This window comes from Paenibacillus sp. NPDC058071 (assembly GCF_042885235.1).
Taxonomy (GTDB): domain Bacteria; phylum Bacillota; class Bacilli; order Paenibacillales; family Paenibacillaceae; genus Pristimantibacillus.
In genome coordinates this window covers 177145-200866 of the sequence record NZ_JBHVSK010000008.1, presented here as the reverse complement: position 1 = coordinate 200866, position 23722 = coordinate 177145, and the positions used below count along the sequence as shown (strand labels likewise).

The 23722-nt window shown below is 47.0% G+C and carries 18 protein-coding genes, 1 pseudogene and 1 riboswitch; of the genes and pseudogenes, 15 read left to right on the top strand and 4 right to left on the bottom strand.

The window, feature by feature from the left end:
- Positions 1–8 precede the first annotated feature (8 nt).
- The 10 genes and pseudogenes from ACFVTB_RS15490 (at position 9) to ACFVTB_RS15445 (ending at position 10799) form a co-directional block, all read left to right on the top strand.
- Positions 9–1277 carry a TerD family protein gene (locus ACFVTB_RS15490; protein ID WP_387750636.1) on the top strand — a complete coding sequence of 423 codons (1269 nt, stop codon included), beginning with the start codon at positions 9–11 and terminating at the stop codon, positions 1275–1277.
- A 24-nt stretch (positions 1278–1301) separates the two neighbouring features.
- Positions 1302–2105 carry a TerC family protein gene (locus tag ACFVTB_RS15485; RefSeq protein ID WP_387750634.1) on the top strand — a complete coding sequence of 268 codons (804 nt, stop codon included), beginning with the start codon at positions 1302–1304 and terminating at the stop codon, positions 2103–2105.
- Positions 2106–2193: 88 nt separating this feature from the next.
- Positions 2194–3399 (top strand): HpcH/HpaI aldolase/citrate lyase family protein, encoded by a 1206-nt coding sequence (locus ACFVTB_RS15480; protein ID WP_387750631.1) that lies wholly within the window; start codon positions 2194–2196, stop codon positions 3397–3399.
- A pseudogene (locus ACFVTB_RS15475) lies at positions 3341–4645 on the top strand (phosphoribosyltransferase family protein); the annotation flags it as partial. The gene ACFVTB_RS15480 and the pseudogene ACFVTB_RS15475, both read left to right, overlap by 59 nt.
- 24 nt (positions 4646–4669) lie before the next feature.
- Positions 4670–5824: a cysteine protease StiP family protein gene (locus tag ACFVTB_RS15470; protein WP_387750802.1), complete on the top strand. Its 1155-nt coding sequence runs from the start codon at positions 4670–4672 to the stop codon at positions 5822–5824.
- Positions 5821–6618: an HAD family hydrolase gene (locus ACFVTB_RS15465; protein WP_387750630.1), complete on the top strand. Its 798-nt coding sequence runs from the start codon at positions 5821–5823 to the stop codon at positions 6616–6618. The genes ACFVTB_RS15470 and ACFVTB_RS15465 overlap by 4 nt, the downstream gene beginning before the upstream one ends.
- Before the next feature lie 53 nt (positions 6619–6671).
- Positions 6672–7688, top strand: coding sequence for an ATP-grasp domain-containing protein (locus ACFVTB_RS15460; RefSeq protein ID WP_387750629.1), 1017 nt, complete (start codon positions 6672–6674; stop codon positions 7686–7688).
- A gap of 346 nt (positions 7689–8034) precedes the next feature.
- Entirely contained in the window at positions 8035–8721 is a 687-nt protein-coding gene (locus tag ACFVTB_RS15455; RefSeq protein WP_387750628.1) for a hypothetical protein, read from the top strand.
- Between the two features lie 82 nt (positions 8722–8803).
- Positions 8804–9898: a toxic anion resistance protein gene (locus tag ACFVTB_RS15450; protein WP_387750626.1), complete on the top strand. Its 1095-nt coding sequence runs from the start codon at positions 8804–8806 to the stop codon at positions 9896–9898.
- 337 nt (positions 9899–10235) lie between these two features.
- Complete coding sequence (locus ACFVTB_RS15445) at positions 10236–10799, top strand: hypothetical protein (RefSeq protein ID WP_387750623.1); 564 nt, start codon at positions 10236–10238, stop codon at positions 10797–10799.
- A 102-nt stretch (positions 10800–10901) separates the two neighbouring features.
- Here ACFVTB_RS15445 and ACFVTB_RS15440 read toward each other — a convergent pair whose 3' ends face one another.
- A complete protein-coding gene (locus ACFVTB_RS15440) occupies positions 10902–11348 on the bottom strand; it encodes a tellurite resistance TerB family protein (protein WP_387750621.1) in 447 nt (148 codons plus the stop codon).
- A 201-nt stretch (positions 11349–11549) separates the two neighbouring features.
- Between ACFVTB_RS15440 and ACFVTB_RS15435 the strand changes: the two genes are divergently transcribed.
- From ACFVTB_RS15435 to ACFVTB_RS15425, 3 genes are all read left to right on the top strand, one after another.
- Positions 11550–12359 carry a TrmB family transcriptional regulator gene (locus tag ACFVTB_RS15435; RefSeq protein WP_387750618.1) on the top strand — a complete coding sequence of 270 codons (810 nt, stop codon included), beginning with the start codon at positions 11550–11552 and terminating at the stop codon, positions 12357–12359.
- Between the two features lie 82 nt (positions 12360–12441).
- The gene (locus ACFVTB_RS15430) at positions 12442–13176 is read left to right on the top strand and encodes an AzlC family ABC transporter permease (RefSeq protein WP_387750615.1); all 735 of its coding nucleotides are present in this window, start codon (positions 12442–12444) and stop codon (positions 13174–13176) included.
- Positions 13167–13490 carry an AzlD domain-containing protein gene (locus ACFVTB_RS15425; RefSeq protein ID WP_387750612.1) on the top strand — a complete coding sequence of 108 codons (324 nt, stop codon included), beginning with the start codon at positions 13167–13169 and terminating at the stop codon, positions 13488–13490. The genes ACFVTB_RS15430 and ACFVTB_RS15425 overlap by 10 nt, the downstream gene beginning before the upstream one ends.
- A gap of 84 nt (positions 13491–13574) precedes the next feature.
- On the opposite strand, the gene ACFVTB_RS15420 is transcribed toward ACFVTB_RS15425, so the two are convergent.
- Positions 13575–14399, bottom strand: a complete 825-nt coding sequence (locus ACFVTB_RS15420; protein WP_387750609.1) for an alpha/beta fold hydrolase — start codon at positions 14397–14399, stop codon at positions 13575–13577.
- A gap of 30 nt (positions 14400–14429) precedes the next feature.
- A complete protein-coding gene (locus ACFVTB_RS15415) occupies positions 14430–14657 on the bottom strand; it encodes a hypothetical protein (protein ID WP_387750606.1) in 228 nt (75 codons plus the stop codon).
- A 240-nt stretch (positions 14658–14897) separates the two neighbouring features.
- Positions 14898–15083: riboswitch (cobalamin riboswitch) on the top strand.
- A 148-nt stretch (positions 15084–15231) separates the two neighbouring features.
- Between ACFVTB_RS15415 and ACFVTB_RS15410 the strand changes: the two genes are divergently transcribed.
- Positions 15232–21057, top strand: coding sequence for an S-layer homology domain-containing protein (locus ACFVTB_RS15410; RefSeq protein WP_387750604.1), 5826 nt, complete (start codon positions 15232–15234; stop codon positions 21055–21057).
- Positions 21058–21152: 95 nt separating this feature from the next.
- Here ACFVTB_RS15410 and ACFVTB_RS15405 read toward each other — a convergent pair whose 3' ends face one another.
- Positions 21153–21770 carry a TetR/AcrR family transcriptional regulator gene (locus ACFVTB_RS15405; protein ID WP_387750602.1) on the bottom strand — a complete coding sequence of 206 codons (618 nt, stop codon included), beginning with the start codon at positions 21768–21770 and terminating at the stop codon, positions 21153–21155.
- Positions 21771–21957: 187 nt separating this feature from the next.
- On the opposite strand from ACFVTB_RS15405, the gene ACFVTB_RS15400 reads away from it, so the two are divergent.
- Positions 21958–23511: an MDR family MFS transporter gene (locus tag ACFVTB_RS15400; RefSeq protein ID WP_387750599.1), complete on the top strand. Its 1554-nt coding sequence runs from the start codon at positions 21958–21960 to the stop codon at positions 23509–23511.
- Positions 23512–23722: the final 211 nt, after the last annotated feature.

Below are 23722 nucleotides of genomic sequence, written 5' to 3'. Positions count from 1 at the left end.
GTTCACGCATGGTGCTTGCATTGATGAAAGGCCAGAAGGCGGATATTACGAAAAACAATCCATCCATTAGTAATCTTGTTATCGGCATGGGATGGAGCAGTGGAGCGGGCATTGATGTTGATTTTTCAGCCTTTCTATTACGTTCGAACGGCAAAGTCGCCGGGGACTCGGATTTGATCTTTTATAGCAACCCGAGAGATACCAGCGGAGCGATTGCGCTAGTAGGAGAGAATAAACGGAATTTGGCAGGAAGAGTAGACCAGGAACAAGTGGCCATTCGTATTCGCGAGGTGCCGCAAGCGATTGATCGTATCTCTTTTACACTTACCATTTATGAAGGCGAAGCGAGGAGACAAAGTTTTTCTAGCGTGAATGGCGCTTATATTCGCGTTGTTGACGAAACCACAGGCCGTGAGATATTGCGGTATGATCTCGAAAAAAACTTCTCTATCGAAACAGCGATTGTCGTAGGAGATTTATATAGATATAATGGCGAATGGAAATTCAACGCCATTGGATCAGGCTATTCCGGCGGGCTTGCTGCGCTGTGCAATAGCTTTGGCATCGAAGTGAAGGCCGATGCGCCAACTCCGCCGCCTGCACCTGTAAATACCCCGATTATTCCGCCTAAACCGCCTGAGCCTATTATAACGCCGCCAAAAGCAGCACCTGTAAACCTCAGCAAAATTTCCCTTACCAAGCGGGGAGACGTCATCAACTTAGAGAAGGGGACTGGAGCACTCGGCGAAATTGTGGTGAACTTGAATTGGAACCAAAAGCAACGTTCTACCGGATTTTTTGGCCGTTCAAGCGCTGGCGTTGATCTCGATGTCGGCTGTCTCTACGAATTGAAGAATGGGATGAAGGGTGCAATACAAGCCCTTGGCAGCAGCTTCGGCGACTTCTCAAGAGCGCCGTACGTTTCGCTGGATGGGGATGATCGCACGGGTTCGGTTAAAACGGGCGAGAATCTGCGCATAAACGGCAACAAAGTGTCGGAAATTAAGAGAATTGTTATTTATGCGTATATCTATGAAGGAGCAACCAATTGGGCGGAAGCAGCAGGCGTTGTGACGATTAAGCAAACTGGCGGACCGGACATTGAAGTTCGCATGGACGAGCATAACAATCACAAAGGAATGTGCGCAATTGCCATGGTTGAGAATGTAAATGATCAAACCTTTAGTATTCAGCGGCTTGTGCAATATTTCTCAGGGCATCGGGAGCTCGATGAGGCTTATCGCTGGGGTCTGCACTGGGTGCAAGGAAGCAAATGATGCATATTGCGGAGGTTATCATAGATGGTTGATTTTTTTCATAACGTCATAGCCAATTTCGGCAACTTTTTTCACTGGGACAACTTGTCAGAAGTTTTTACGAACCCTACCAACTGGGGCATCATTGCAACGCTCGTCTTGTTAGAAGGCTTGCTATCGGCCGATAATGCGCTCGTTTTAGCGGTAATGGTTAAACATTTGCCGAAGGAGCAGCAGAAGCGCGCATTGTTCTACGGGATTATTGGAGCCTATATTTTCCGATTTATAGCCATCGGTGTGGGTGTTTATCTTGTTCAGATTACGTGGATTAAAGTAGCCGGCGGTTTATATTTGCTATGGATCGCTTTAAGCCATCTCTTCCATCTCGAATTCAAGCTGGCCCGTGTTGGCAATATTCCTTTGATTCCTTACATTGGCAAGAAGGGCAGCGACGAAGAAAAGGAAGTCCAAAACAAAGGCTATGGCTTCTGGCGTACGGTGCTCGCTGTTGAAATTATGGATATTGCGTTCAGTATCGATAGCGTTCTAGCCGCATTTGGCGTGAGCGAAGAGGTATGGGTGTTGTTCCTCGGCGGTATTCTCGGCGTTCTTATGATGCGCGGCATTGCCCAAGTATTCCTCAAGCTGATCGATAGATTTCCAGAGCTTGAGAAGGCAGCTTTTATTCTCATCATTATTATCGGTTTGAAAATGATCGCTGGTGCGTACGGCTTCGAAGTTCCGCACAGCTTGTTCTTCGGTTTAATTATCGCGGTATTTGGAGGCACGCTTATTTATAGCGCTGCGCGTAAAAAGAAGGATCTCGAAGGCCGCGTAATTGACAAATAAGATTTCAATTTGAAATATCCCTCAATGAGTCACGAGGGATATTTTTTCACTCTCAGCTTGCGGTGCATCATTTTTAGGAGGGATAACTTTGAGGTATTTTAACTATCTTACCAATGAAGAAGAGCAGAATTTCTTTTATTCCCTTCCGACTCAGTTCAATAATTATGCTGACAAAGAAATTATTGCTCACGCGGTTGGTGCTGCGCTTTATATGCCGGCAACCAAGGATAACATAGCAGATGATTTGGTAGCCGTAAAACACGAAGGACTCGTGTCTATGGTGATAGACCTTGAAGATGCAGTAGGCGATAACCAGCTGGAGTATGCAGAAGCAACATTGAAAGCAACACTCTTAAAGATTGGTCACTACACTGCGACTGGATTGCTGCGTTCCGACGATATCCCGCTTATTTTTATCAGAGTTCGCTCCTTCGGGCAATTAAAGCGGATACTCTCTTTTTTCGAAGAAGAAATCAGTTTTGTAACCGGCATTGTTTTCCCTAAATTCAATGTGGAAACGGGCAGAGAGTATTTGAGACTGCTGGCGGATTACAACAAAGGCAAAGCTCCGAACGGTCCAATCCTGTACGGCATGCCTATTTTGGAGAGCGCTGATGTTATTTACCGCGAGAAGAGACAGGAGACGCTGCAGGGCATTTCCGCACTGCTGAATGAATATAAGGAATACGTGCTGAATGTACGAATTGGAGCTACAGACTTTTCAAGTTTATTTGGGCTTCGCAGAAGTCCTGATCATACCATCTATGATATAGGCGTAATACGAGATTGCATTGCGGATATTGTAAATGTATTTGGCCGAATGGACAATCAATATGTGATATCGGGTCCGGTGTGGGAATATTTCAAAAGTGATCGCGTATTTAAGCCGCAGCTTCGGCAAACGCCTTTTGAGGAAAGCATGGGGCGGCATGGCCGAATTCTACGGATGGATTATATCAATAAATATGTAGACGGACTTATTCGCGAGGTAGCCATGGACAAAGAAAATGGCCTTCTCGGAAAAACGATTATTCACCCAACCCATATCAAGCCGGTGCAGTCGATGTTTGTCGTCACGCATGAGGAGTATATGGATGCTCTGCACATTATTGAGAACGGACAAGGCGATTTGGGCGTGATGAAGAGCCGCTATTCCAACAAGATGAATGAATTCAAGCCGCATATGACTTGGGCCAGAAAAATAATGATCAGATCAAACATATACGGGGTGCTCAATGAAAACCAGAACTTCACCTGCCTTCTTGCAGCAGAACGAGAATCAGCAATCGTTTAATATTATTGGAGATTTAGAGGTTACGATAAAAGTGACGGGAAATGTATTCGATCTTCCGTTGGAGCGGCTGTTTCAGATGGCGGCAAGGATCAATAAGAAACGGGGCTTCTTATTCGTTAGTAAAGTGCTCGGCAAGCATATTCCGGTAAGGCCTCATATTTCTCTATTATCAGGTGCCGCGCTCGGTTTATTGTATCAGCAGTTCAGAGGGGAGCAGCTTCCCGTTCCGCTTGAGCAGCTGCTGCAGGCATTCGAGGAGCCCAATTCCGCAGCTGCTATCTATGAACAGTTGAAGAGCAACAAAATGAGATTGGATGAAAAAACGCTCTTTATTGGATTTGCCGAAACGGCTACAGCTCTTGGCCACAGCATGTTTGATATGTTCGACGGACAAGCATCCTATTTGCATACGACGCGGGAGAGTATTGCGTATATGACCTCCTGCATCGATTTTGAAGAAGAGCATTCGCATGCGACGACACATCGTTGCTATGCCGCAGACCCCTCTTTGTTTGAACAAGCGCAAACCATTATTTTGGTAGATGACGAAATGACTACCGGAAAAACGACCATTAATATCATTCGTGATCTGAACGCTCGGTATGGCAGGAAAAGCTATGTGGTTGCCAGTCTGTTGGACTGGAGATCAACAGAGCATATTCAGCGCTTCACCGATTTGGAGCGGGAGCTCGGTATAAGTATTAGCTGCTTATCGCTCATATCTGGGCAGATCGAGGTAAAAGGAACTCCTGTGGAAAGCTCAGATGATTTGATTGAACAGCGCAAGTTGAAGGAAGAGACCACAATTGACTTCCTTTATGTCAATCATTGCTTTGAGGGCTTGGCGGCTAAGGGGGATGAAGTTTCTTATTTGCTGAACACCGGCCGTTTTGGTCTATCGGCAGAGGGCAGTTTGGCGCTGGATGCAGAAGTAGATCGCGCTGCGGCTTTCTTGAACAGGCATAGAAAGGGAACAAACGCGCTATGTATGGGCACGGGCGAGTTTATGTATATTCCGATGCGGGTAGCAGCGAAGCTTGGCTCAGATACTTGGTATCAGTCGAGTACACGCAGCCCAATCCATCCGCATGCCGGTTCGGATTATGCTGTTCATTCGGCATTCCGCTTTACCTCTCCTGAGCATGCGGATGTGACGAATTTCATGTATAACATTCCGCAAGGCTATTACGATGAAATGTTTATTTTCTTGGAACGAGAGGTTGCGGCGAGTCAATTAGAGGAGCTTAGAGACGTCCTCAACAGTTTAGGCATCCCTCATGTCCATATTGTCTATTTCAGTCGTAAGCGGCTGAAAGCTCCTGTCCCGATCGGCAGCTATGATCCGGATGACGTTACTTTCCTGCTTAAGGATTTGAGCCATGTTTCGCTGGAGCAGCGCACGGAGGATAGAGAAGCGGCGATGCAGACCGGAGGCCATTACTCTGAAAGCTTGCCGATCGAGTACCAGCCAACGGATGAATATATCCGGCTCTTTGAACTGGCGTTGAAGGATTCGGCGGTCCGAATAGCGAGAGCTGTTGGCACCGTATCAGAAATGATCATCAAGAAGCATGGATTTGATGTTGTGCTGGCATCGCTAGCCCGAGGCGGTACGCCTATCGGAGTTCTGATCAAACGCTATATTAAGCAAATGTACGGTGTCAATCTTCCGCATTACAGCCTCTCGATTATAAGAGGCAAAGGGATCGACGAGAATGCATTACTGTACATGAATGAGAATCATCCCGGTAAGGCGGTACAGTTCGTGGACGGCTGGACAGGCAAGGGTGCTATCCGTAAGGTTCTGATTGCTGCTTGTGAGCGTATGAACGAAAAATACGGTATCCAGTTGAATGATGAGCTGGCTGTGCTGGCGGACCCAGGCTATTGCGCGAACACATTCGGCACAAGAGAAGATTTTCTTATTCCAAGCGCCTGTCTGAACTCTACGGTTTCAGGTCTGATTAGCCGCACCGTTTTGCGTGACGATCTGATTGGTCCAGATGATTTTCATGGCGCCAAATATTATAAGGATTGGGAATCATCCGATTTATCCCGTGTTTTTGTAGACAGCATAGCTGCTTATTTCGATCAGTCGGCGATTGAAGCAAAGGAAGAAGCCTTTCAAATGCAAGCGCATCCTGAGCAAACGGAAGTCACTTGGCAGGGTATGCGGGATATCGCTCGTATCCAAAACGATTTTGGCATAACCAACGTTAACTTTGTAAAGCCGGGCGTCGGAGAGACGACCAGAGTCCTTCTGCGCAGAGTGCCTTGGAAAATCCTCGTAGATCGCTTGGATAATCCAAATCTGAAGCATATTCTTCTGCTTGCGCAGGAACGCGGCGTGCCTGTCGAACCCTATCCGGATATGACCTATTCATGCTGCGGAATCATTAAAGCATTGAAGGGGGACGCAGAATGATTTTTGCAAGCGATCTGGATCAAACCCTTATTTATTCTGCTAGATCCAAGGGTGAGGCTGTCATTGAGGACATGGTTCCGGTGGAACTTTATGAGGGCAGGTATATTTCCTATATGACCAAGCCTGCTGTCGAGAAGCTGAAGGAGCTGGCGGGTGTTGCTCGTTTTGTGCCTGTGACGACCCGAATTCCCGAGCAGTATAACCGGATATTTGGAATCAGGGAACTGTTTCAACCGGAGTATGTGATCGTGAGCAACGGCGGAACCATTCTGGTCAACGGCCAAGTAGATTACGAATGGAATAGCCATGTACGCGATGCGGTTAAACGAAATTGTGCCGAGCATACGGAAATTGCCAGCCTGTTTGCGAAAATTGCCAGCGATCATTGGGTGAAATCAAACGATCTCTGCGATGAGCTGTTTTATTCCATTAGGGTGGAGCGGGACAATCTGCCGCTGGAGGCGCTTGAAGAGCTGCGCACGGAGCTGGCCGCACACGGATGGAGCTATTCGCTGCAAGGTCGCAAAATCTATTTGGTGCCGGAGAGAGTAAGCAAAGGGGCGGCCATCCAATATGTGAAAGAGAAGCTTGGCGCAAGCTTTGTCTATGCCGCTGGCGACAGCTTGCTGGATGAAAGTCTGCTGATGGCTGCTGATTTTGCGCTATCGCCCGCTCATGGTGAATTAGGGCGAACATATGATACGCATCCTCATATCCAATTTACAGAAGCGAGAGGCGCGTATGCGTCGGATGAGCTGTTGGACACCGTCCTGGAGCATACTCGCAGAGCTTAAGTGAAAGTACCAAGCACTACATTATTCTAAATGATAGGGAGAAGGTAACTGACATGACACGCGTATATATGAATCGGTGGTTTTCGGTAGCTTATCACTACATTAATATGATTCGAAACAACCCGGATGGCGAAGCATTTGAATTTTTCGGCACTCATCCTGACATCAATCACATGTCCTTGCTGGCGTCGGACCATATTGGCACCGAACCAGCCGTATTTGGACGGGAGTATGTAGATTTCTGCATCGAGTTTTGCAAGGAGAATCGAATCGATATTTTTATTCCGCGCCTGCATATGGAGGAAATATCTCGGTACGTGCATTTGTTTGACGAGATTGGCACGAAGGTGATGGTTTGCCGCGATATCGAGCTGCTCGATGCGATGATTGAGAAGGATAAATTTTACGAGGCAGTACGGGATAAAGAACTGGTTGCCATTCCTGATTACCGTGTGGTTCATACGGCTGAACAATTCAAAGAAGCATACGAGGAGCTTGTGGCAGCGGGACATAAGGTTTGCTTTAAACCGACAAAGTCGGAGGGAGGCATGGGCTTCCGCATTATCGACAATGAACGTGATCCGCTTCGGGACATTTACGGCTATGTGACATTGAGCACGACTTTTGAACAGGCTTATCAGACTTTGTCTATGACGGAGCAATTCGAGCCGCTGATGGTGATGGAGCTTCTGGAGGGGACAGAATACAGCATCGATTGTGTAGCTACCGCTGAGGGTGAACTGCTCACCGCAATTCCTCGCCGCAAATCGACGGGGCGCACCTATCTGCTCGAGGAATCGCCGGAGCTGCTGGATATTGCCTCAAAAATTGCTGTAGCGCTGCGTATTCCTTATGCTTTCAATATTCAAGTTCGTTATTCGAACGGCATTCCAAAATTGCTGGAAATCAACCCGCGCATGTCCGGCGGTCTCTATATCACCTGCCTATCCGGTGTGAATATGCCTTATTTGGCTGTTCAAGCGCTTCAGGGTAAACAGCTTACTCCGCCTGTTCCCCAGTTCGGTATCCAAGCGGGTTATGTGGAACAGCCATTAATTATGAAGCAATAGCTGATTAGCGCATGTTTATCGGGGTGTGCTAGCCACGCGCAAACTATACAGATCATGTAGAAAAAGAAGGCGACGCGAGTCCCTTCTTTTTCTTTTTTGAAGGAGAAATTTGCGGAAAAGGAGAGAGCAGCGAAGAACCCTCTGACCCGCAGCGCTTCGCCTCAGTTCAAGTCAAGCACTGATTTCGGTTTTTAGCCGATGGCGTTGTCTAATAATAGCGAGAAATGGTGTTGTCTGTATTTTTGTTGTTTTAAAAATTGACTTACGCATACCAAAAACGAGATAATTGGAATAGAGAAACTAGCATAAATATCAGGATTAGCAAGCTTATAACGGAGGTGCAGCATTGAATAATATGAAAAAAAGCTTAGGCATAGCGACTGTCAGTTATGTAGCAGCGCTAATCGTTTATTGGGTTTCATCTCCCTATATCGCGATTGCCATACCTGCGGTTGGTTTGCTTATTGCACTCTCAATAAAGCAGCGCGGCAGGCGGGAGATTCATCCTGACGCCATTGAGCCACAGCAGCAGCGAACAGATCATGTGCCCACGCAATCATCAACAGGGCTGCCTTCAGCACAAGGCTCGGCGGCACAAGTTGAAGCTTCAGCTGCACCCCATCCGACGATTCAGGATCCCGAGCTTGCATCTGCGTTAGAATATATTGGCATTATTGAGGATATGGTGTTGCTCGAAGGCGAGAAGAACAATCTGGACGATGAAATCGTTCAAAAAACGCTGGCCTTGCTTTCCCGCCTTAACCGGATCATTCCGGATTTAGTGGCATTGGGCGATGAAAGCATCAACTATAATATCGTACGTTTAGTAAGAAAAGATCTAAATTCGACCATTAATCCTTTTATCAGGCTGAGCGGCGAGGCGAAGAGCAAGAACAGGAGGATTTTGCTCGACGGCATTAAGGATATTAATTCCAAGCTTACTTTCTATACGCAGACCATTGAGCAGAAGGACCTTATGGAGCTGCACACGAAAGCAGAATTAATCCAACAGCGTTATCGTCTGACTGATTAAAGCTGCCGTCAGGCAAATGAACTAGTTATCACATAAAAAACTCATATATCATGTTATCAACCATCGAAAGGGGAAATGAACCATGTCACAACAGCTCGTACAGATTAAAAACGAAGATCTTCAGAAGCTGGAGCAAGAAGTACAAAGCACGATGCAGAAGGTAGCGACTACAGATGCAATGAATCTGGACACGCTGATGGATGAGATTACGAGAAAAGGACAAAAGACGCTGGAGCGCTCTGGGCAGACGCTTACCATGCTAGAGAGACCTCTGGCCGATCTTATGTCCGGTAAACGCTCCGAAGTCGCAACCAATATGCTTAAGCTGCGCAGCGAGGTTGAGGATTTGAGCAGAAGCAAGCAATTGACGCTCGTGCAGAAGCTGATGCGGAAAGCGCCGATGAAAAACTACATTTATAAATATCAATCGGCGAAAACGAACGTACAGGTTATCGTAAAATCGCTGCGTGACGGCCGTGATAATCTGGAAGAGAATGTTATACACATGCGTAACTTAAAGCGCAGCAGCTTGGATAATGTTTATGATTTGCAGCTGCTCGTTGAATATGGCAATCGTCTCAAAAAATTGTTCGAGGACGAGATTGCAAAGCCCGAGAATGATTACCGAAAAACGTATTTAGAGCGTGGCCTTCGGAAGGTCGTAACCAAGCTTCAAACGAATACCGAAATGATTATGCTCTATCAACAGGCGATTGCAGCAACCGATATTATTAATGACACCAATGACAAGCTGATGGATGCGCTGGACAGCTCCATTGACAAGACACAGCATCTGATGTCGGTTTCGGTCTTGATTGCGAGTGCGATTGATGATCAGATGAAAGCGATTGATGCCGTGAATTCAACGAACGAGATGCTGGGCAATCAATTCGCCGAGAATGCGCGTTTGCTGAATGAAACGAGCGATAAGGCCAATCAAGCTTTGACCAAGCCGGCGATGAGCATGGAGCTGGTTGAACGGGCAATGTCGGATTTGTTCTCGGCAATGGACAAATACGAGAACTCAAACCGTCAAATTATTCAAACCGTTTCGCAACAGACGGAGAAAATGACGCAGATCAATCAGCAGGTTGGCCAGCGCTTGGGCATCCAAGCGGGCTCTGGAGCGGCTGCGGCTGAGCTTCCGAGAGCGGCAGCCAGAGGCTTTTTAGAGTAATTATTTATACCGCTTCTTTAGAAATGGACGAGCCCTGAAGGGCTCGTTTTTTTTGTGCTCTGGGTGTGTCAAAACATAAGGAAAAGCGAGGATATTGCTCATAAAATGCTCATAAAAGCAAACCAGGCGGCATAGCCTTAAAGAAAAAAGAGGTGATCAGGCTATGATAAGCGGAATTGTCCTTGCAGCGCTGCTCGTCATTTTAATTGTCGTTGCCAGTTCTGAAAGAGCAGAAGCCATCCTGGATCCACCGAACGTTTTTGGAAGAGACTAGTTGTGATTGCCTCTGATTTGGTATAATTGAATTACATTATACTAGCTGATCGGAGGTAATCATTTGGAGTTTACCTATGAAATCATTTCAGAGTCCAATATTAACATTCGCTATGTATATGGCGGAGAATGGTTTACTTTCGATCTGTTCTATCGCGACCAGCAATGGGTCCTCCATCCCTTCGATGCCTCCCTTATTCGCAACAGAGATATGAGCAGGCTGGTCATTGCCGATCTGCTTCAGCATCGGCCGTTTCAGGTGATGCTGGCGAAAGAGGGAATTATCCTATCGGAGCTGAGTACCTCGATTTCGCTTGCACAACAGGAAGTCGAATATGAGGAGCTGCCGCATCCGCGGTTGGACCGCCGCTCGGGACGCTTATGGGATGATGAGCCGTTCCCTCCGGCTCCATCTATAGATATTGATCGGCTGATTCAAGAGAATGAACTGGAAGATTTGATTCGAATCGAGATTGAACTCATAGAAACGCGTCAACAGGTGTACAATCAAATTTTACACCGGATGTTCATGGCTGAACTGGGGCCAGCTGATCCGGAGTTTCAGAAGATACAGCAGATCGTCAAGTTCTACGGAGAAGCGAAAACAAAACTACTTGGCATCGGATAAAGGCGCCAAGGTTTGATTTAGAATAGGATGTATTTCACGAAAAGAAAAGAACCTCCAATGCCCAGTTTTCTGCGGCTTTGGAGGTTCTTTAGCTTTGCTTTATTATAGGTTGAACTCGCCTGGGTTAAGACCCAATGTGTTGCAGATGTCGCGAACAGCAGCCTGCTCCTGCAAATCGAAATCACCGTCTGCTGCGCCAATGGCACTGCACACGCCGACGATTACGCGGCCGATTTCCGGTTTACTGCGAAATTTGGCAATTGCCTTCAACGCTTCTTGCTTACCGATCATGCCGTCAAATTCGATGTTGCCTACGTAATGATTAAAGCGGTTAATGACGTCGCTCATTTCAAATACTTTTAGCTCTTCGCTGCGGCTGATATAGCCGGCCATTTTTTGTTTCTCAGCAGAGTCGATGGAACCGTCGGCGCCTGCTACGATTGCGCAGCCTGCAACGACCGCATCCAGAAAGTCTTTATTTTTAAATTTCTTCACCTGATCGTTTAGTCCTTGCTTGGTGCTTTGCAGCCATGTGGAAAATGAGCTCATTTCTAGCAACCTCCTAATTAATCATTATAATGCTATAACTCTATTGTAGTTTCTTCTGGTACCAATTAGCAAATTTTGCTGAAGTCTGTCTGTTTTTGTTGAACAAAACCGAAACAGCGTTTGACTGCAAGTAAGGGGAAGCTTGACACCACAAGCACAGCATTTTATAGTAAGTATAAGACTAACTACTATGAGGTCCTTATGGAAGATATCTATAAAGAGCTGCAAAAGCTCGGTTTTTCTCAATACGAATGCAAAGCCTACATCAGCTTGTTGAAGAACTCTCCAATTACAGGCTACGAAATCAGCAAACGCTCCGGCGTACCGCGTTCCATGATTTATGAAGTGATCGGCAAGCTGCTCGACAAAGGGGCGGTTCATACCGTACCTTCAGAGCCGGTCACGTATGCGCCGTTGCCGGCTAAGGACTTGATCGGGAGACTGCGCAGCAACTTTGAGCAATCTTTTGATTACTTAGAGAAGAAGCTGAGCGCACTGGAAAGCGAGCAAGAAGTGGATGTTATCAGGCGAATCAGCAGCGACGAGCACGTGCTGATGGAAATCAACGAGATGATCGAGGGAGCCAAGGAAGAGCTCTGGTTATCCGTTTGGGAGCCGCAGGTTGGGTTTATCAAGGAGCGGATAGATCGTCGTGTGAACGAAGGCATTTCTGTTTTTTCTGTGCTGTTCGGAAAAGCAGAAACGCAGGTGGGGATCACCTATCATCACGATTATATGGCTCCAGAAGTGGCGGAGGAGCGATTGGGCGGTCATCTGACCATCGTGGCGCGGGATAAAGAAGAAGTGTTGATCGCAAACTTCGGACCCAATCAAGTTGCTTGGGCCGTCAAAACCCAGGACCCGGCGCTTGTCCTCGTAGCCATCGAATACATTCGCCATGACATTATGTTTGCCGAGGTAACCAAGGTGCTTGGGCCAGAAAAGGTAGAAGCGCTTTGGAGAAACAAACCGGATCTCTATCAAGTGGTAACAGGAAAACGGTTCATGTAGCGTGAACCGTATTTTCTTTCTTATTTTCATAGTCGTTATACATCTAACATCTATATAGAAAAAGTGGAGAAGAGGAAAGAGAGTGAGTCAAGAAGGGCTACAGGCAACATCATCTGCGACTCCAAGAGACGAAGGCAGCTTTTTGCAGGGCGTGAAGGATTGTATTCCAACGTTGCTGGGGTATTTAAGCATTGGTTTCGCAGCGGGTGTTTTGGAAAAGACGGCGGGTCTCAGCATTATGGAGATTATCCTTCTGAGTGTATTGCTGTATGCAGGCTCTGGGCAGTTTATTTTTGCCGGAATGATTGTCGCAGGGAGTTCGGCAACGGCGATTATGGTTACGATATTTTTTGTGAATTTACGGCATATTTTGCTCAGTGCGGCACTGTCACCCTATTTTCGCCACCTTACCCCGTTTAAAAATATGCTGATAGGCTCGCTTTTGACGGATGAAACCTTTGGCGTTGCCATTAATGAAGCAGCAAGAAAAAAACAAATCCATGAAAAATGGATGCACGGCTTGAATCTGACCGCGTACCTCAATTGGATTGTCGCCAATATTGCAGGCGCCTATTTTGGACAATGGATTTCAGAGCCTGAGAAGTTCGGACTGGATTTTGCGCTGGCTGCTATGTTTATCGGTCTGTTAATTCTGGCGATTGTCAGTCGTAAAAAGGTGAAAATCGATGTTATTGTAGCGGTATGTGCGATAGTTATTGCAGTAGGCATAGCGGTTATTTACCCGGGGCATGTGGGGGTTATTGTGGCTACGGTAGTCGCTGCTACGATTGGGATGGTGATTGATAAATGGAAGTAAGATGGGATGTCTTTTTGATGATTGTCGGAGCTGCCTTGCTGACATTTCTGCCTCGGGTAGTGCCTCTTATCGTTTTGAGCCGGATGGAACTTCCGGAGTGGGCCATTCGCTGGCTGGACTATGTGCCGATATCTGTAATGGCGGCATTGGTCGGACAGGAGCTATTCGTGCAGAAAGGGCAGTTTTCCCTGTTAAACAATATCGAGCTACTGGCAGCGATCCCCACGGTTCTCGTCGCGATTAAAACAAAAAGCTTGCTCGGAACAGTGATTACAGGTATGATTTCGATCATGGCTTTACGGTACTTCATTTAATAAGGAGAATGTCGTCGACGGTCTCCCCTAAGGAATCAGGCTTAATGGCGATCGGAAGAACCCTCTGACCCGTAGCGCTCCCTCTCACTTCAAGTCATGCACTGATTTCGGTTTTGAGCCGAGAAAATCAAGAATATGCTGATTAAATAGCTGCGGCTCCTCAATAAAAGGAAGATGTCCGCAGCCTTGCATCATCGTCTTGAAGGATCGGTTCATTTTCGCATGCAAGGACTCTGCTGTTGTTATGTTAAACGGATGATCTTGATCCGAGATAATAGTAAGGATTGGGATGTTAATCTCTTGGAGTCGGTTGAAGGCATAAGGTTTAATAACGGTAGAGAGATTTGGAGAGAAGCGACAGAAGTTGCTGCTGTTTCGAACATTATGGAGCACTTTATTACGAGCCTCATCTTTTCCTGCGGAAGGAAAAAAGTATTGCCAGAACGGATTCGCAATGAATGCTTCAATCGCTTTTTCGCGACCCTTCAGACGGGTATTAATAAAATTCCTAATTCCCTCCCACATCATTTTCATAGGATAAGAACGGCCATTGATCGAGGGGGAAACTAGAATAAGAGCGTTAACCAGCCCGGGATAAGCGAGAGTGAAGTTCACGGCAACGCTGCCGCCCAGCGATGAACCAACTAAAGTAACGTTTTGCAGCTTCAAGGAATCAACCAAAGCTTTTAAATCATCGACATTGGAGAAGGGAGCGGTTGGCGTACTGGAAAGGCCGTATCCTCGTAAATCATAGCGAATGACTTTATACTGTGCGGCAAGAGAGTCAACCTGCTCATTCCAGATTTGATGATCATTGAAATTTCCATGAATCAGAATAAGAGGATCGCCACTTCCTGAAACGGTATAAAAAATTCGTCCGCCTGATACGTCAATATAATCCTGAATCATTAGCTCGAGCCTCCTCTACACTTACTGAATCTACAAAAGATCGGCATTATGCAGGTTGTCTTCAATAATGGATCGCAGTACCTCGGAAACGGAGTGATCGCCCCTATGACAGCAACGATCGATTTCTTCCCATAATGATTGCGGCAAGGTCAGCGATATTTTTCGAGTAACGCCTATTGGCTTGCGGCCTGCCCCTTTTCGGGAGCCTCCTTTAGTACGTATAAGCTCTGAGTTTTTGCTATCTATTAATTTCTCCATGTAATCACCCTCCTGTATAATTCCATATATTTATTGGACAGTCAATTAATGCTACCTTATTCAATCGCCAGCTAAAATCTTCGTATCTCCTTACAAACGCAATATTCACTTTTTCTGGCCAACTAACGATTGCACTCCATATCGAAATGGGTTATTCTTCAATGGGCGATCCATTAGTAGGACTTATAGTTCATGCTGTTAACGGTAGAATCTATATATATAGTGGCCATCCAACTACAACTTCATATATAGGTAAATGGTGCTGTGTTTACACAGCTTAAAATGGAAGATCAGTGCAATTCTGACGCGGTCCCGCCACTGTAACGCCGAGTAGGTTAACGTGTTTCCACTGTATGTTCAATACGGGAAGGAGTTAGCTATACGATGAAGCAAAGCCAGGATACGTGCCATTTACTTTATTCTACGATTTCACGAGGATGAAAGGAGAGATGTTTAGCTGTGCCTTATTCAGGCATGGGTATGTCCGTATGCCCGTTTGTCAAACACCTTTCACATAATAGTGATAGGTGTTTTTTTTGTTTTACATCATAAATCTATTTGAAGGAGACGGATCATGTTACTGCAAAAAGCATGGAAAAAAAGCATAGCATTAGGCTTAACGCTATTAATGCTAGTTTCGTTGTTCAGCCCAACCGCCGCAATGGCGGCAGGGGGCCAATCGGGAGCCAATGCTGTCAAAGGATATGTGACGGTAGCGGTTGAGAAATTTACATTGGGGCAAGGTTATGTCGTTGAGCCAGTTCGTGTTCCTATTCATGAAGGGGACAATGCGGCAGCTGTTATTTCAGAGCTTCTAGGAGAAGATAACTATGACCATTCAGGCACCGTAGATAGCGGCTTTTACTTATCTAGCGTATATGACCCCGGTGCGGGAGAGGCCAAATTTCCTGCTTACATCCTGCAAGCGCTCGGAGGAGCGGCAAATGTAGACGATCGAGCGGATGAAGATTGGTTAGGCGAATTCGATTACTACTACCAGTCGGGATGGAACTTCGCGGTCAATCATTCCTTCCCGAGTGTCGGAGCGTCGGACGTCGATCTTAATAACGGCGATGTCGTCCGTTGGCAGTATACGGTTTATGGGTATGGGGAGGACATAGGGAATGGCGGTACGCTTATTTCTCCTGCCAATAAGGATGCATTAACAGAGAAAGTAGCGGAGATTAATAGCAGCGCAGATAAAGCAACCATTCTTGCGGATGCAGAAGTTCGAGCGGCGTACGAGAATGCTTACCATACGCTCACGAATATGGAAAGCGGTCAATCTGCGGTTGACGCTGCGCTGAGTGATTTGACTGAAGCGCTTGGTGAAACTGCTCAGCTGAACACGGCTGAATTGGCAGCCGCTATTCAATTGGCCGAGTTAGCCAAGACTTCTGTAAAAGTAAGCGTAGACGGATCGGATGTCAGCACAACGGAATATTGGGTTGTTCAAGCGGAGCTTGATGCATTCGTCCAACTGATTGTATCGGCTCAGCAGCTCATCGCTGACTCGACTGCAACGCAGGATGGAATAGACGCTAAAGTATTGGCGCTCGAGCAAGCCCAAGCGGCCTTTAACCAAGCGATAAAACAAGGCCTGCAGGAAGTAGAGACGAAATATAGCATCACGTTTACCGTTGCGCCAAAAGCGGCTTCGTTAGAGCTTTATAATGCCAAAAATCAGCTCGTCGATATTGGTACAGGCCAATCAGGCACCTATAAAGTATATCAAGCCTCTCTGCCAGCCGGCGACTATCGCTACAAAGGACTTGACGCTAGCGGAAATTCGATTGGCGGCGGCAAGTTAACGATTACGACGCAGCCTAGTCAAGCCTTTGAATTCCGTCAATTGAACTTTAAAGCAAGTAATGCGGGATGGAACGTTGATACAGACTACACGGTAAAAGTAGGTCAAAATAGCCCAAGCGATACGTCCCTCATTTGGGGAACGAAGACGGCTGCGGGCGAGTATCCAGTCCTTGTTCTTACAGGCAACACGTATTTTTATTCTTTTGAGCCGACTAGAGCACGTGATCTCGAGGGATATAATACAGCAAGCAGCAGCGTTACGGTTACGTTAGCTGCTACGGCACAAAATATTTCCACAGCGATTCCATTAGCGCGTGCGATTACATTTACAGTACCTGAAGAAGCAAAGCTTATCATTGGCCGTAAACTCAAGCACTTTATTGCATTTGAAAAAACCGAGCCTGTTGAAACGACGATACAGGGCGGCAAAAAAGTGTATCGCTACAAATTATCAAATAATGTGGAATATAACTACCGGGTCAATCAAGACGGTAAGCTGACCAATGTAGGGACGTTCATAGCGAACGCTGCGAATGCAGCAATGGAGATTACGGAAGCACAATTAAATTTGGTTTCTCCTCACTCCATTTTAAACCGTGGAACCTCTACGGAAGGCAATATCTATCTTAATCTGAATGAACAAAATCATTTGAAGCTGGCGGCGCCGGGGAGCGAGTTCAAGCTTTTAAGCATGCGCAGCTGGCAGACGATCACTTCAATAACCGGTAATTACTTTTTCGAACCGGATTTTCATTATGAAATTGTAACAGGCCAAAACATTATTGATATTGCCGAAGGTGAGCCCGGCGGCTATGCAACGATCCGTGCGAAAGCAAACGGAACGGCCGTTGTTAAAGTGTCTTACGATGCTATTAAGGTAAACAGTTCAAATGGAAATGAACCTTATAGTGCAATATGGCCGGAAAATGTCGGTTTGTTTGTTGTCACAGTAGGTCAAGGTGAAACCGGTATTGCCACCGGCATCGAGAGCAACAAGGTCCGCAATCAGAAGGCTAACCAAGATCAACAAGGCAAGAAAATTATGAACCTTCAGAATGGCGCATTCGATGCGGACATCGATAGCGTCTACTTCCTGAACACGGAGCAGGGAGCAACGTATACGTTTACTCCTTCCGCAGGCAGCACAGTCAGCGTCCTTCGTCCTGAAATCAATCATGCGGCCGGAACGGCATCCTATGGAGACGGCACATTCTCTTCCAATAATGTGACTGCGAATCCTAACGGCTCATTCAGCGTGTTTCTGACCGAAGGCCGCAACATCGTCAAGGTCGAAAAAGCGGGGCTGGCCGAATATCAGGTCATGACGGCTAGGCCGCTGACCGTAACGATCCAAAACTTGACTCGTCAAGGAGAAGAGGCTGGTCCTGGCGATCGAGTCAAAGTTACTCTGGATGGGTTATCGTTCCCGGCCAACAAATTATCGGGTATTTATAATTTTGCGGCGCAGCTTAACTTTCCTGGGCCGAACGAGACATGGATTACGGGTCTTTCGAGACAATACAACATTACGACGCAGGCCAATAGTGTGGAATTCCAAGTGCCGGCGGATTTAAAAGGCGGCTATAGTCTTAAAGGCGGCCATATTAAGGTGAGTGGCTTCGGCAGTCCTGTTGGGGATCATCATAATATTGATCCGCTAGTAGGAGCTAACCCTAATTTTACAGCGGACAGTCGAGAAGGGTACTACAGCATTCTTCCGAGGATCGTCATTGTTAAGGAAGCGGACAAGACTGCTTTGCAGCTTGCCGTTGATAACGGCAAGGAACAGCTGAAGTCGGTTTCCGTCAGCACAGACGGAGAGGATGTCTATCAAAGCCAACAATGGGTGGCAAAAGGCGTATACGATCAATATGTCGAGCTGATTGAGTCTGCTCAATCTCTGATTGCTGACGAAAGTGCCACTCAGGGCGAGGTTGATGCTAAAGTACGAGCGCTGGAACAAGAGCATGAATCTTTCGTCAATGCCAAAAAACCGGGATTGAAGAAAGACGAGATCAACGTAACCGAGCAACTGAACAAGCATTTATCTTATATCTTTAACCATGTAACAGAACCTGCATTCGGTACGATGGGCGGGGAATGGAGCATTCTAGCGCTTGCTCGCGCGGGCTATGAGGTGCCACAAGGCTATTACGCCACTTATTACAACAATGTAGTTGGTGCTGTAAAAAAATCGATGTCAAAAGGGAAGCTTCACTCTGCCAAAAGCACGGAGCATTCCAGACTGATCTTAGGCCTTACGTCAATTGGTAAGGACATCTCTAACGTTGCGGGATATGACATTAGTGCAGCGTTAGCCGACTTTAACTATGTCACTAAGCAAGGCATTAACGGACCGATCTTTGCACTGATCGCGCTCGACAGTCATGCCTATGAGATTCCCGTACAAAACGGGGTTGCCAAACCGGTCACGCGTGACGCGCTGATTGACTATATTGTCAGTCATGAACTGGCTGGCGGCGGCTGGTCCTTAAATGATGAAGCTGATCCTGATATGACAGGGATGGCGCTGCAAGCTTTAGCCCCGTACTACGAGGAAAAGAAAGAGGTTAAAGCGGCTGTAGATCGTGCGCTCCATTGGCTTTCCACGGCTCAGAACGAAGCAGGCGGCTACGCAAGCGGAGGCAAGGAAAAGGAAAATGTCCAAAGCGCCGCACAAGTCATTGTTGCATTAACCGCTCTGGGAATTGATCCGCATACCGATAAGCGTTTCAACAAGAAGGGCCATTCCGTAGTCGAAAATCTATTGACTTATGCGGTTCCGACTGGCGGATTCGTTCATCCGAAAGGCGGCAGCGTGAACGAAATGGCGACGGATCAAGGCACTTATGCCTTGGTTGCTTACAGCCGCTATCTGAACGGAGAAACCAGCCTGTACGATATGAGCGATGTTGTCATTAAGGCAACAGAGCCGAACGGTACGATCGAGCTTCCGGCAGATAGCCAGCCTATTGCAGTCCCTAATGACGGCCAAGACTATACGATAAAGGTAAAAGGATCCGATCGCGATAAGCAGGTTTCCGTCCAGCTTCCTGATTCGGCAGCGTCGAGAACGTTCATTAGCTTGCCAGGAAATGCGCCGCTGCCGCAGCTGACAATCTCTAGAGGCAGCATTACAGCGGAATTCCCTCAAGGGATTGCTGTAGACAACGATTCGATTCAAACGCTTGAGCTGATTACGCCTAATAATAAAAATGATGCAGCGCTGAAGTCGAAACTGGCGGGCGTCATTGCTTCCACTCAACAATTGAATGACGTGCATGAGTTCTTTACAATCGGCGACGATCATTCAATCCAATTTTTGAATGGGTTCGTAACGTTTACCTTTAACGGTATGAAGGGCAAGGAAGCGGCATTTATTCAAAATGGCCGACTCACCCCGATTCAAAAGTTTGCAAGCGAGCAGGAAGGACGGGCGAGCGGCAAGCACGAGTACGCGTTTGAACACGGGAATGATCTCCTTGTTAAAACGGATCACTTCACGGAATATGTCGTTTATTCAGTGAAGGACAAAACCGAAACTGGCGGCGGTACTCAGCCAGGCGGCGGTAACGGGCCTAAACCAGAAATATCAACGATTCAACTATCAATTGATAAGCTAACGATTAATAAGGGCTATGTAATATCGCCTACAACGGTTGAATTCACGCCAGGTGAAACGGTATGGGATGTATTAAGGAGAGAGCTGGATAAGCGTGGTATTGATTACGAATACTCCTTCTCCGATAAGTACAACAGCGTCTATGTGGAGTCTATTGCAGGCGACGGCGAATTTGTTCATGGCAGCGGCAGCGGTTGGATGTATAGCGTAAATAATGGCTATCCGTCATACGGTGCAAGCCGATATACGCTGCAGCAAGGTGATAATGTGAAATGGCGCTATACGACTAATCTCGGTAAGGATGTAGGCGGCGGTGCAATAGGCGGGGAAGAAGATCCGGCTGCAGGCGGCAAAGATCCAGAAGACGGAGCAAGCAAGCCGGGCACGGAGAAGCCTGAGAACGAGCACAAGACTTTGGCTGACTTCTACACCGATAGCGCTAAAGTATCTTCCTGGGCGACTGATCTTGTTCTAGAAGCAACAAAGAAACAATTTATTCAAGGGTTCAATGGAAAATTGAATCCGAAAAACAAAATTACTAGAGCAGAATTCGCCAAGCTGCTTGTGGAAGTCTTTAACGTTCAAGCCGACGGCAAGACAGCTTCATTCCGTGACGTACGGACAACGGACTGGTTCTATCCGTATATCAATGCCGCTTATGCAGCGGAGGTTGTTAAAGGAAACGGGGACCGATTCCTGCCGAACGATACGATTACAAGAGAAGAAATGGCGGTCATGATTGCTCGAGTGCTGAAGCGGGAGCCGGCTCAACAGTCAGGCGTCGTATATCAGGACCGCAATCAAATTTCGGTCTGGGCGCAGGATTATATTGCAGATATTGCAGCGTTAAACATCATGACTGGCAATGGTGATCAATTTAATCCGAAGGAAACGGCGACTAGAGAGATGGCTTTCGTCGTTGCGATGAGAGCATACCAATACAGCGAGAATCAACAAGTGAAATAAGCAGGTAAAGTAGTTTAGCCGCATCCTCACGAGGATGCGGCTTTTTGCAGTTGTTATTTATAAAATATCGCAATATCAGCAGTGCAGCACGGGGGTCAGCCGTTATCTTTGAAAAAGTGAGTAGAACCAAACCCATGCAGACGGATAAGCTGCGTTGCCATGTATTTAGGCGAGTAAGACATATCGTTTTCCAGCCAGTAGATAATGATGCCAAGATGGGCGGATGCGACATAACGGACAATGATATCTCGGGGGATGCCCACTTGGCTGTCAAACGGTTGAGCAATCATCGATCGGCGGTTCAGAGAGTCGCGAATGATCATCTCCATTCGAAGGGAGAAGCCGGGCAAGCCATTCGGGCCTAGCATGACTTTATAAAATCGGGCATGCTCCGCGACCTGCTCGAACTGGCGGATAAAGGAGTCCGGCGGCGTATCATTATCCTGTATAAATTGGTGAGCTTCAAACCCGGGCGGCAACTCAAAGGCGGTTTGAAACTGCTGCAGGATTTCATCCACTATTTTGTTCAAAAGATCGTATTTATCTTGATAATGCCGATAAAAAGTAGCCCGGTTAATTTCTGCGCGCTCGGTTATATCTTGCACGGTGAGCTGATCGAAGCCTTTTTCATCCATAAGCGATATCAAGGCATCCCGAATGAGGGAGAGTGTTCGCTTTATCCGCGGATCGGTCTTTAGTGGATTATTAGACATGGACGGTCTCCTTTGTATCTTTTTTATGCCTTCTGCAGCATAGCAGAGCTTACTGTCAACAATGCGACAATCTCATCTATGTTGTTGGTTGCTGTTCTTCTTTCCTTCTTTTATTATAAACAACACACTGATGCTAAAGCTACGCGGTGTTTTATAAAAAGATAAGAAAGAAAGGGAGCGTGCAGGAATGGCAACGGAAAGACAGAGGGCGGGAAGAATCACAATCGGGTTGTTGATGGGGCTTTTTCTATCTTCATTAGATCAGACGATTATTTCAACCGCTATGCCTACAGTCGTTAAAGAGTTGGGAGGATTATCTCTCTATAGCTGGGTATTTACCGTCTACATGCTGGCATCAACATCAACAATGCCGATCTATGGCAAATTGGCGGATTTAGTTGGGCGAAAGAGACTGTATATATTCGGTCTCCTTTTATTTCTTATTGGTTCTGTTCTATGTGGGTTTGCAGGAAGCATGGCGGAACTTATTATTTTCAGAGCAATACAAGGGCTCGGAGCGGGGGCTTTAATGCCGATTTCGATGACGATTGTCGCTGACATTTATCCTCCGGATAAGCGAGGGAAGTTTATGGGCTTGTTTGGCGCTGTTTTTGCCCTATCAAGCATCATCGGGCCGGCGCTCGGAGGGATGATCGTCCAACAGTGGGACTGGGGCTGGATTTTTTATATGAACATTCCGGTCGGTATTGCCGCTCTGCTTCTGGTTGCTACTGCTTTGAAAGAAAGCAAGGGTACGGAGAAGGTATCTATTGATTGGTTCGGGGCGATAACGTTGGTTGCCGCAATCGTATCGGTGCTAATCGCGCTGGTGCTGGGCGGCGCTAATCGGGAATCCGACACGTCGTATGCTTGGACTTCGCCGCAAATAATGGGCTTGTTCGGAATAGGGGCCGTCTTCCTTGCCTTGTTTCTGTGGATGGAGACGAGGGCCAAAGAACCGATTATTCCGCTTCGCCTCTTTAAAGTTCGGACGATAGCTCTCGGCAACGTCATCGGTTTTTTTATGAGTGCAGGCATGTTCGGTGCGATCGTATACATCCCCTTATTTGTGCAAGGCGTGATCGGAGTATCTTCTTCAACGGCCGGGTATATATTAACGCCGCTCATGCTATCCTCGATTGTCACTTCGATTGTCGGAGGACGTCTGATGAGCAAATGGTCTTATCGTACGATTCTGGCAGTAAGCATGGCGCTCATGACAATCGGTTTTGTCTTACTAAGTCAACTAACTGTAGACACGACTAAGCTACAGATGATCGGCTGCATGATCATAACGGGTCTGGGTATGGGAGCCGTCTATCCAACGGTGGGCACTGCGGCGCAGAGTGCGGTTGATCATAAGACAATTGGAGTCGCAACGTCGACGTCGCAATTTTTTCGCTCGATTGGCGGAACAATCGGGGTCAGCGTGTTCGGCAGTCTCCTGTCTCAGCAGCTGGCATCGGGATCGATTGAACTCAATAAGAGGCTGGGGCCATTTTCTGCAGAACAGGCGAAGGAGATGCTTGATCCACAGGCGCTTCTCGATTCCAGTACACGAGCGGCACTGCCGCCGGAAGTGCTCATGGGGCTGCGGGAAGTATTTAGCCATGCGCTGGACAAAGTGTTTCTGTGCAGCTTGGTTTTTGTCTGCATTGGTCTTCTAGCGAGCTTATTGATGGGCGGCGCCCGATTAGTGACAAAAAATAGGATGCAAGGAACGATTGAGGCGTCTGAGTAAAAGGTTTTTGTCTCCTGAACAGGAGAGAGCAGCGGAGGGGCAGAGGGATTCTGGAGAAACGGCAGTGTTCGCTTTTAAAGCATGATTCCTACCTCAAACCTCAATAAAATAAAGGAATCAGGCTTTAATGGCAATCGGAAGAACCCTCTGCTCCGCAGCGCTTTTCCCTCACTTAAAGTCAAGCACTGATTCCGGTTTTGAACCGTTTAGT

Bases quoted from the DNA above. Each gene is read 5' to 3' on its own strand.
- ACFVTB_RS15415 (WP_387750606.1), bottom strand. From the start codon at position 14,657: ATGGAGAAATTAATAGATAGCAAAAACTCAGAGCTTATACGTACTAAA.
- ACFVTB_RS15405 (WP_387750602.1), bottom strand. From the start codon at position 21,770: ATGTCTAATAATCCACTAAAGACCGATCCGCGGATAAAGCGAACACTC.
- ACFVTB_RS15490 (WP_387750636.1), top strand. From the start codon at position 9: ATGGTGCTTGCATTGATGAAAGGCCAGAAGGCGGATATTACGAAAAAC.
- ACFVTB_RS15420 (WP_387750609.1), bottom strand. From the start codon at position 14,399: ATGATTCAGGATTATATTGACGTATCAGGCGGACGAATTTTTTATACC.
- ACFVTB_RS15440 (WP_387750621.1), bottom strand. From the start codon at position 11,348: ATGAGCTCATTTTCCACATGGCTGCAAAGCACCAAGCAAGGACTAAAC.
- ACFVTB_RS15425 (WP_387750612.1), top strand. From the start codon at position 13,167: ATGGAAGTAAGATGGGATGTCTTTTTGATGATTGTCGGAGCTGCCTTG.
- ACFVTB_RS15460 (WP_387750629.1), top strand. From the start codon at position 6,672: ATGACACGCGTATATATGAATCGGTGGTTTTCGGTAGCTTATCACTAC.
- ACFVTB_RS15410 (WP_387750604.1), top strand. From the start codon at position 15,232: ATGTTACTGCAAAAAGCATGGAAAAAAAGCATAGCATTAGGCTTAACG.
- ACFVTB_RS15435 (WP_387750618.1), top strand. From the start codon at position 11,550: ATGGAAGATATCTATAAAGAGCTGCAAAAGCTCGGTTTTTCTCAATAC.
- ACFVTB_RS15400 (WP_387750599.1), top strand. From the start codon at position 21,958: ATGGCAACGGAAAGACAGAGGGCGGGAAGAATCACAATCGGGTTGTTG.
- ACFVTB_RS15450 (WP_387750626.1), top strand. From the start codon at position 8,804: ATGTCACAACAGCTCGTACAGATTAAAAACGAAGATCTTCAGAAGCTG.
- ACFVTB_RS15485 (WP_387750634.1), top strand. From the start codon at position 1,302: ATGGTTGATTTTTTTCATAACGTCATAGCCAATTTCGGCAACTTTTTT.
- ACFVTB_RS15465 (WP_387750630.1), top strand. From the start codon at position 5,821: ATGATTTTTGCAAGCGATCTGGATCAAACCCTTATTTATTCTGCTAGA.